At 72.4% G+C, this 8,692-nt stretch carries 9 protein-coding genes; 6 read left to right on the top strand and 3 right to left on the bottom strand.

The annotated features are described in order from the left end of the window. Positions 1 to 137: 137 nt before the first annotated feature. Positions 138 to 2,309, bottom strand: coding sequence for a serine/threonine-protein kinase (locus tag QC283_RS38390; protein ID WP_279566428.1), 2,172 nt, complete (start codon positions 2,307 to 2,309; stop codon positions 138 to 140). Positions 2,310 to 2,503: 194 nt separating this feature from the next. On the opposite strand from QC283_RS38390, the gene QC283_RS38395 reads away from it, so the two are divergent. The 6 genes from QC283_RS38395 (at position 2,504) to proC (ending at position 6,980) form a co-directional block, all read left to right on the top strand. Further along, positions 2,504 to 2,824 (top strand): SH3 domain-containing protein, encoded by a 321-nt coding sequence (locus QC283_RS38395; RefSeq protein WP_279566429.1) that lies wholly within the window; start codon positions 2,504 to 2,506, stop codon positions 2,822 to 2,824. 53 nt (positions 2,825 to 2,877) lie between these two features. Continuing rightward, complete coding sequence (locus QC283_RS38400) at positions 2,878 to 3,399, top strand: EamA/RhaT family transporter (protein WP_279566430.1); 522 nt, start codon at positions 2,878 to 2,880, stop codon at positions 3,397 to 3,399. Positions 3,400 to 3,456: 57 nt separating this feature from the next. Beyond that, positions 3,457 to 4,281 (top strand): class I SAM-dependent methyltransferase, encoded by an 825-nt coding sequence (locus QC283_RS38405; protein ID WP_279566431.1) that lies wholly within the window; start codon positions 3,457 to 3,459, stop codon positions 4,279 to 4,281. Positions 4,282 to 4,313: 32 nt separating this feature from the next. After that, positions 4,314 to 5,192, top strand: coding sequence for an ABC transporter ATP-binding protein (locus QC283_RS38410; RefSeq protein ID WP_279566432.1), 879 nt, complete (start codon positions 4,314 to 4,316; stop codon positions 5,190 to 5,192). After that, entirely contained in the window at positions 5,189 to 5,995 is an 807-nt protein-coding gene (locus QC283_RS38415; RefSeq protein ID WP_279566433.1) for an ABC transporter permease, read from the top strand. The genes QC283_RS38410 and QC283_RS38415 overlap by 4 nt, the downstream gene beginning before the upstream one ends. A gap of 172 nt (positions 5,996 to 6,167) precedes the next feature. Next, a complete protein-coding gene (proC, locus tag QC283_RS38420) occupies positions 6,168 to 6,980 on the top strand; it encodes a pyrroline-5-carboxylate reductase (RefSeq protein WP_279566434.1) in 813 nt (270 codons plus the stop codon). A gap of 80 nt (positions 6,981 to 7,060) precedes the next feature. Here the strand turns inward: proC and trpS are convergent, their stop codons facing one another. Beyond that, entirely contained in the window at positions 7,061 to 8,065 is a 1,005-nt protein-coding gene (gene trpS, locus QC283_RS38425; protein WP_279566435.1) for a tryptophan--tRNA ligase, read from the bottom strand. Between the two features lie 424 nt (positions 8,066 to 8,489). Next, on the bottom strand, positions 8,490 to 8,692 hold a 203-nt coding region (locus QC283_RS38430; RefSeq protein ID WP_279566436.1), incomplete at its 5' end, for a hypothetical protein.

Raw genomic sequence — 8,692 nt, forward strand, 5'->3', positions numbered from 1 at the left:
GCCTCCGCCTGCGCCCGCTTGCCTCCGCCTGCCCCCGCCTGCCCGGCGGGGGCACCAGGCGGGGCCGCCGGTCAGTGCCACCAGTCGGGGCCCCGGTCAGGGCCACCAGTCGGGACAGTCAGAGCCACCAGCCGGGGTCACCAGGCGGCCGGGTCCCGTCCCGCCACGCCGAACACGGTCCCGTCGGGCGCACCGGCGTAGACGTGTCCGCCCGCGAGCACGGGCGCCGGCAGCGCGGCGGGGACGCGGTCGGAGCGGGCGCCGAGCCGCGGCCGGGTCTGCCCGAGCAGCCTGCCCTCGCGCGCGTCGACGCCGAGCAGTCGCCCGTCGGGAGCGGTGACGTACACGTGCCGTCCGTCGGAGACGGGCACCGAGCCCCGGCTCACGCCCGTCTCCAGCCGCCACGCCTGCTTCCCCGCGGCCATGTCGACGGCCACCAGCGAGCCACCCGCACCCATGAGGTACACGGTGTCCCCGCGCACACCGGGCTCCGCCTGCGGGACCGGCACGGGCAGCTCCACCCGACGGGTGGCCCCGGTGCCGGGCGTGTACCGGACCACCGCCTTCGCGTCCCCGTAGACGGCCCCGTCGGCGAGGAGATACACGGACCCGTCGGCCCCCGCCCCCACGGGTGTCAGCGACCCCTCGAGCTCCGCGTCCCAGCGCACGTCCCCCGTCGCCGGATCCACCGCGGTGACCCGGGTCCCGGTCCCGTCCGCGGACGGACTCGCCGCGTACGCCGCCGGTCCCCCCGCTTTCCCCGGTTCCCCGGCGACCGACGAGAAGTACGGCACGGCCTGCCCCGGAATCCGGCGGGACCACTTGGTCTCGCCCGAGGAACTGTCCACGCCGGTGACCACGCCGTCGGAGCGGGTGAGCAGGAGCATGTCGCCGACCGCCCGCAGCCCGTCGTACTCGGGCATGTCCTCCTGCCACACCGGCTCGCCCGTGGCGGGGTCCAGCGCCTCCAGGTCACCGATCCGGCCGAGGGAGGGCTGGACGAGACCGCCCGACACGACCGGCGGTTCGCTCCGGGTCGCCCCCGCGACATCGTGCCGCCACAGCGTGCCGCCGTCGGCCGGATCGACGGCGAAGACCAGCCCCGGCCGCGCGCACAGCAGCTTCCCCGCCCCGTACGAGCACTGCGGCATGCCCGATCCGCTCGCCGAGGCGGACACCGCCTCCCATTCGCCGAAGCCGCCCGGCGCGCTCTGTGCGGCGGCGGTCTTCCGCGTCTGCTCCGTGCCGCCGAGCACCTGGACCGAGGCCAGCCCGCCGATCACGGCGAGGCAGAGCCCCCCGGCCACCAGAACCGACCGCCGGCCCAGGCGCCGCGCGGGCCGCTCCCGGGGCACGTCGGCCGGGGGCTCCGGCGCGTCCTGTTCCCGCGAGTCTTGTTCCCGCGCGTCCTGTTCCCGCGCGTCCCGCGTCTGTGCGTCCCGCGTCCGCGGCGCCGGTACGAACACCTGCGTGTCGTACGCCGCCGCCGCCGACCGAAGCTCCCGCATCAGCTCGTCCGGCGTGGGCCGGTCGTCGGGCTCCTTGGCCAGACACCGCAGCACCAGTGGCGCGAGTGTCTCCGGTACGCCGGTCAGGTCGGGCTCGTCGTGTACGACCTGGTAGGCGACGACGTAGGGGCTGTCGGAGTCGAAGGGCCCGCGTCCGGTCGCCGCGTGCACGATGAGCGACCCGAGCGCGAACACGTCGGCCGCGGGGCCCACTTCCCGGGGCCGCCGGAACTGCTCGGGCGCCATGAACGGCGGCGTACCGATCAACTTTCCGGTCTCCGTGCGCAGTTCGCTGTCCTTCGGCCGGGAAATGCCGAAGTCGATGACCTTGGGCCCGTCCTCGGCCAGCAGTACGTTGCTCGGTTTCAGGTCACGGTGCACGACGCCGACCCGGTGGATGTCGCGCAGCGCCTCCGCGAGCCCGGCCATCAGCCGGCGCAACTGGTCCGGGTCCATGGGCCCGTTCCGCTTCACCTGCTCGGAGAGCGTCGGGCCGGGGATGTACAGGGTGGCCATCCAGGGCCGCCCGGCATCCGGATCGGCGTCGACGACGGGCGCCGTGAAGGCCCCGCTCACCCGCCGCGCGGCCGCCACCTCCTGCCGGAACCGCCCTCTGAACTCGGGGTCCATGGCATACCGGGCGTGCACGACCTTCACCGCGACCCGCATCCCGGAGGTGCTCCGGGCCAGATGCACGACGCCCATACCACCCGAGCCCAGACAGGAATCCAGACGGTAGTGACCGGCGTACTCCGGAAGTTCCGCTTCCGCGCCCGCTCCGGCGTTCCGCTGCGGCGCCATGGAACCACCCCCGTGCTGTTCGTTCCCGCGCGCGACGTTTCGGAGCCTAGTCGATGGGTCGTACGGGACCGAGGCGGCTTGCTAGCCTCCGTGTGCGAGTCACGAACTGATGTCTCGTGCTGGTTCTTATGCGTGTTCCATGGAGATCAACGTGACCCCGCGACACTCGCGGGGCGCGACGGGGGAGGTTTCTCATGTCTGTCGACCAGAGCACGGACGTCGAGGGCGGGGACGGGACGACGACCGCGGCGGCGGTGACGGCCATGGCCGTGGGCTCCTACCCGGTCGCTCCGGGCTACCGGCTGAACGTCCGCAGCGGCCCAGGCACCGGCTACTCCGTCGTCCGGGCCCTGCCCGAGGGCGCCAGCGTCCGGATCAACTGCCAGACGCCCGGCACCCGGGTGGCGGGCCCGTACGGCACTTCGAACATCTGGGACAACATCGGCAGCGGCCAGTACGTCTCCGACGCGTACATCCGCACCGGCAGCGATGGGTACGTGGCCCCCCGCTGCTAGAACCCGCCCATCCCACCCGGAGCCCGCGGCACCCCCGGCGCCATAATCGACCCGTGAGCGCAGAGAACGGTACGAACGGCATCCCGGACACCCCCGTGGGCTCCACGCCCCCCGCAGGCCCCCGCCCCGAGCCCATCCGGTTCTACGGCACGACCTGGGTGAACCACGACAACGGCTACGCCGCCCGCCGGGCCGGCCTGGCCGTCGGCTCCCTCGCCGCGGCGGCCGCCGCCTGCTTCGTCCTGCGCATCGCGTACGACGGCCTCCAGATCGCCGACATCGGCAGCTTCGTCTCGCTGCTGATGATCGTGATGTTCGCGATCTGCAGCGCCCTGGCCTTCCGCCACACCTGGTCCGCCTTCACCAGCCGTCCCGACCCCGACCGCCAGGCCTCCCTCCGCGGCCTGCTGGCCATCGGCTTCGTCGGCTCGCTCCTCGCCTACTTCTTCCGCTCCTTCACCGAGGCACCGGGCGAGAGGCTCCATCGCGCCGAGTACGACAAGGCCCGCGAGGACTACGAGAAGCGCACCCGCCGCCGCACGGGCAACCCGTCGAAGAAGCGCCGCCGAAGGTAGCGGAACGCCTCCCCGAAAACCGCCTGCGCACCACACCCACCCGGCCACCATGGCCGTATGACGACACCCGTGCCCTCCGGGCCCGCCCGGCCCGCCGCCCACACGGCCCGAGCCCACTCCTTCAACGCCGCCGCGGCCCAGTACGCCGCCAACCGGCCCTCCTACCCGCCCGCCCTCTTCGACACGATCGAGGAGCTGACCGGCCGCCCCCTGGCAGGCTCCCGCGTCGTGGACGTCGGCGCCGGTACGGGCATCGCCACCGCCCGCCTGCACGCGCGCGGCGCCGACGTGATCGCGGTCGAACCCGGCGCCGGCATGGCCGCCGAGTTCCGCCGCACACTCCCCGGCGTGCCGCTGGTGCGGGGCGACGGAAACGCCCTGCCCCTCGCCGGCCACTGCGCCGACCTCCTCACCTACGCCCAGGCCTGGCACTGGACCGACCCCGCCCTGGCGGTCCCGGAGGCGCTGCGCGTGCTGCGTCCGGGCGGCGCGCTCGCACTGTGGTGGAACACCAGCGCTCTCGACGTGCCGTGGATCGCGGCGGCCGCCGAGCGCGCCGACCGGCACTTCGGGCTGAACATCTCCGCCGAGCAGCGAAACCTCGACGCCCACGCCGCCGACCCCGCCGGCCGCCTCGACCTCACCCACCGCGACATCCGCTGGAGCCGCCGCGTCCCCCTGGCCACCCACCTGGCCAACCTCGGCAGCCACTCGGTCTTCCTGACCGACACGGAGGAACGCCGCGCGGCCTTTCTGGCCGAGGAGCGCCGGCACCTCCTGACCCTCTTCCCGGACGGAATCGTCGAGGAGACGTACGACGTCCGCCTCCTGCTCGCGAGGACCCCGACGCCCGCGACGACCGTGACGCCCCCGACCGCTTGACGCGCCCCGCGCCCGAGAGGAGTATTCATCACATGATGAATTACTCCTGCTCCTCTCCACCCCCCGAAGACCCGCCTCCCGAAGGACCAGCACCCACGGGACCAGCCCCCACGGGACCAGCACCCGCAGAACAAGGCAGCACCCCCGCCCCGCCCGCCGTCCGCGCCGATAACCTCACCGTCGTACGCGGCCCCCGCACCGTCCTGCGCGCCCTCGACTTCACCGTCCCGCGCGGCCGGATCACCGGCCTCCTCGGCCCCTCCGGCTGCGGCAAGTCGACCCTCATGCGAGCGATCGCCGGCACCCAGGCCAAGGTCACCGGCACCCTGGAAGTCCTCGGCCACCCCGCCGGCCACCCCACCCTCCGCACCCGCATCGGCTACGTCACCCAGGCCCCGTCCGTCTTCGACGACCTGACCGTCCGCCAGAACCTCGACTACTTCGCCGCGATCCTCACCCCCGGCCGCGCGGCCTCCGTCCACCGCCACGACAACGTCACCCGCGCCATCACCGACGTCGATCTCACCACTCACGCCGACGCCCTGGCCGGCGACCTCTCCGGCGGCCAGTGCAGCCGCGTCTCCCTCGCCGTGGCCCTCCTCGGCGCCCCCGACCTCCTGGTCCTGGACGAACCGACGGTCGGTCTCGACCCCGTCCTGCGCCGCGACCTCTGGAACCTCTTCCACTCCATCGCCGCGGACCGCGGCGCCACCCTCCTCGTCTCCTCCCACGTCATGGACGAGGCCGAGCGCTGCCACCGCCTCCTCCTGATGCGCGAGGGCGAGATCCTCGCCGACGCCACCCCCGACGCCCTGCGCACCCGCACCGGCTCCGAGACGGTCGAGGAGGCTTTCCTGTACCTGGTCGACGAGGCGACCGCGGCGGCCCGCACGAAGGAGCCCACCCCATGACCACCCCCACGGCCCGCACCACCACCTCCGCGCCCCCGCACCCGGCCGCCACCCGCTCCCGCCCCCTCACCCTGTCCCGCACCACAGCCACCGCGACCCGCGTCCTGCGTCAGCTGAGCCACGACCCCCGCACCATCGCTCTCCTGCTGCTCATCCCCTGCGTGATGCTGTTCCTGCTCCGCTACGTCTTCGACGGCAGCCCGCGCACCTTCGACAACATCGGCGCCTCGCTCCTCGGCATCTTCCCGCTGATCACGATGTTCCTGGTCACCTCCATCGCGACCCTGCGCGAGCGCACCTCGGGCACCCTCGAACGCCTCCTCGCCATGCCGCTCGGCAAAGGCGACCTCATCGCCGGCTACGCCCTCGCCTTCGGCACCCTCGCCATCGTCCAGTCGGCCCTCGCGACCGGACTGGCGGTCTGGCTCCTCGGCCTCGACGTGACGGGCAGCCCCTGGCTCCTCCTCCTGGTCGCGCTGCTCGACGCCCTCCTCGGCACGGCACTGGGCCTCTTCGTCTCGGCCTTCGCGGCCTCCGAGTTCCAGGCGGTCCAGTTCATGCCGGCGGTGATCTTCCCCCAGCTCCTCCTCTGCGGCCTCTTCACGCCGCGCGACCGGATGCACCCGGCCCTGGAGGCCGTCTCCGACGTCCTCCCCATGTCCTACGCGGTCGACGGCATGAACGAGGTCCTGCGCCATCCCGACATGACCCCCGCCTTCGTACGGGACACCCTGATCGTCGCGGGCTGCGCACTCCTGGTCCTGGCCCTGGGCGCGGCCACCCTCAAACGCCGGACGCCATAACCGCCCCACCGGCAGCCCCCCACCGGCAGCCCCCCACCGGCAGCCCCCCCACCGGCAGCCCCCCACCGGTATCCCGCCCACCGGACGCCCCACCCCCACCCACCCCCGGGATGCGAGGATGACGCCGACGGACGACGCACCCCAGACAGGGCACCGGAGGGCACCGAAAGCCATGACCCACAAAGTCGCAGTCCTCGGCACCGGCAAGATCGGCGAAGCCCTGCTCAGCGGAATGATCGGAGCCGGCTGGGCCCCCGCCGACCTCCTGGTCACCGCCCGCCGCGAGGAACGGGCCGAAGAGCTCCGCACCCGCCACGGTGTCACCCCGGTCACCAACGCCGAGGCGGCCAAGTCCGCCGACACCCTGATCCTCACCGTCAAGCCGCAGGACATGGGCACCCTCCTCGACGAACTCGCCCCGCACGTCCCCGCCGACCGCCTGGTCATCAGCGGCGCGGCCGGCATCCCGACCGCCTTCTTCGAGGAGCGCCTCGCCCCCGGCACCCCGGTGGTCCGCGTCATGACGAACACCCCGGCCCTCGTCGACGAGGCGATGTCCGTCATCTCCGCCGGCACCCACGCCACCGCCGCGCACCTGACCCACACCGAGGAGATCTTCGGCGCCGTCGGCAAGACCCTCCGCGTCCCCGAGTCCCAGCAGGACGCCTGTACCGCCCTCTCCGGCTCCGGCCCGGCGTACTTCTTCTACCTGGTCGAAGCCATGACCGACGCGGGCATCCTCCTCGGCCTCCCCCGCGACAAGGCCCACGACCTGATCGTCCAGTCCGCGATCGGCGCCGCGACCATGCTCCGCGACAGCGGCGAACACCCGGTCAGGCTCCGCGAGAACGTCACGTCCCCCGCCGGCACCACCATCAACGCCATCCGCGAACTGGAGAACCACGGCGTCCGCGCCGCCCTCATCGCCGCCCTGGAAGCCGCCCGCGACCGCAGCCGCGAACTCGCCTCCGGCACCAAGGACTGACCGCGCGCCCCGACCGATCCGCCGGCCCCGCGACGGGGCTCCACGGCGGCCGGCCGGTGACGCTGCGGCCGTTCACCCGCTCAGAGACCCGCGGGAGGCAGCAGCCCGATCGCCCGGTAGGCGGCGTCCACGGTCGGCCGTGCCATCGCCCGAGCCCTCTCCGCTCCCTCCCGGAGCACGCCCTCCACATATCCGGGGTCCGCGCACAGCTCCTGGTGCCGCTCCCGCACGGGCCTCAGCACCTCGACGACGGCCTCGGCGGTGTCCTTCTTCAACGCGCCGTACGAGTCGTACGCACCCGCCAGCTCCGCCGGCTCCCCACCCGTACAGGCGGCGAGGATCTCCAGGAGATTCGCGAGCCCCGGCCGCTCCTCCCGGTCGTACACGACCTCGCGCCCACTGTCGGTCACGGCTCGCATGACCTTCTTCCGCACCACGTCCGGCTCGTCGAGCAGATAGACGATCCCCGGCCCGACGTCGTCGCTCTTCCCCATCTTCGACACCGGCTCCTGCAGGTTCATCACCCGTGCCGCCACCGCCGGACTCGTGGCCCGCGGCACCACGAACGTGTGCCCGTACCGCTGGTTGAACCGCACCGCCAGATCCCGCGCCAGTTCCACGTGCTGCGTCTGGTCGTTCCCCACCGGCACGTCGTCCGTCCCGTACGCCAGGATGTCGGCCGCCATCAGTACGGGATACGTCAGCAGCGACAGCCGCACACTCCCGCCCCGCTCCCGTTCCCGCGCGGCCTTCTCCTTGTACTGGATCATCCGCCGCATCTCCCCGTCGGTGGCGACGCACTCCAGTACGTACGACAGCCGGGCGTGCTCGTCCACGTGGCTCTGCACGAACACGGTGCACAGATCCGGATCCAGCCCAGCCGCCAGCAACAGGGACGCCGCCTGCCGGCTCAGTCTGCGCACCCGTGCCGGATCGTGGTCCACGGTCAGCGCGTGCAGGTCGACGACGCAGAACAGCGCGTCCGACCGGTGCTGGTCCTCCCCGGCCCACCGCCGCATGGCTCCCAGATAGTTGCCCAGCGTCAGGTGCCCGGTCGGCTTGACCCCACTGAAGACCCGTGTCATCTCTCCACCTCCTGGTCAGGGCCGCCGCCACCCGCCGGCCGCCCCTCCTGGAGGGAGATACGAGAACGGCCGCCGAAGCGGCGGCCGTTGAGTGCATACGTGCGTACGGCCGCCGTCAGGCGGCCCACCAGAGCTGGGTACACGTACGCGTCATCATGCCTCCAACAGTACGCGCGCGCGGGCCGTAAGGCCCGGGGTTTGACACGCCCGTCCCGCACTCGTAGTGTTCTCCGAGTTGTCCGACGTGAGCGCCGACCCCGGTCGGTCCCCGGACAGCGATTCCGCAAGTACCAACCACTTCTCGACGAACAGTCGCGCTGTCGGCGTCGTCGTCCTGTCGGTGCGTGCAATTGCGGAATGAGGAATCCAAGTCCGAAAGGACGCGGCCCCCGATTAGCTCGGGAGCCGGGAATCCGCTAGAGTCTCACTCGTCGGAACGGCCCAACAGCCGCAAAGACAAACCCCGCTGACTGGGAATCAGGCCCGAAAGGATCTGATAGAGTCGGAACCGCCGGAAAGGGAAACGCGAAAGCGAGAACCTGGAAAGCACCGAGGAAATCGGATCGGAAAGTTCTGATAGAGTCGGAAACGCAAGACCGAAGGGAAGCGCCCGGAGGAAAGCCTGAG

This window comes from Streptomyces sp. DH41, assembly GCF_029813785.1.
Taxonomy (GTDB): domain Bacteria; phylum Actinomycetota; class Actinomycetes; order Streptomycetales; family Streptomycetaceae; genus Streptomyces.